The following is a 666-nucleotide window of genomic DNA, read 5'->3' on the forward strand; positions in this document are numbered from 1 at the left end:
CCCAGCCGGGCGCGGCGGCCGAGATCGCCTCCAGCGCCGCCCGCACGCATTCCCCGGCCAGCTCCAGCCGGTTCAGATCGCGGACCGCGCCGAGCACATGCGTTGAGTCGGTGCGCTGCTTGCCGCCCGCCTTGACGAGCCCCTTGTCGCGCAGATGGGCCAGCAGCGCATCCAGCGCCTTCTCCTCCAGCTCATGGGCGACGACCCGGGCACGAAACTTCGATAACACGGTGTAGTCGAATCCGTGATCAGCCAGCTCCAGGCCGAGCCCGTACTTCCAGTCGATGCGCCCCCGTACCGCATCGGCGGCCTGTCGGTCGGTCAGGTCCTCGACGAACTGCAGTACCGTCACCAGCGCCAGCATGGCCGGAGATTCGGCCGGCGCACCTCGGACGGCGAACGCCCCGGCGAACTCGGTATCGGTGAACACCTCACCCAGCTGATCACGAATCGTCATCGGTAGGCTGCCCTTGGGGAAAGCCGCCCGTGCTACCTGCGCGGTCGCCTCCGGAACCTGCGGCACCGACCGCGGTTGCATCGACATCACATGCCCATCCTGCGGCCGGTCGAGGGGAGGGTCACGGCACGCAGGGGCGATCTTTCACCCCAGCGCCACCCAGAACTCGGAAGTCGCCCGGCGTGTCAGCAGAATTCGGCAACAGGGTC

At 68.2% G+C, this 666-nt stretch carries 1 protein-coding gene; it reads right to left on the reverse strand.

All coding sequences use genetic code 11. The features are described 5' to 3' along the window. A partial coding sequence (locus tag AB0C16_RS40210; protein ID WP_357691415.1) for a transposase occupies positions 1-544 on the reverse strand: 544 nt, incomplete at its 3' end. Positions 545-666 lie beyond the last annotated feature (122 nt).

Origin of the sequence: Nonomuraea sp. NPDC048916, from assembly GCF_040649575.1 — a bacterium.
Lineage (GTDB): Bacteria > Actinomycetota > Actinomycetes > Streptosporangiales > Streptosporangiaceae > Nonomuraea.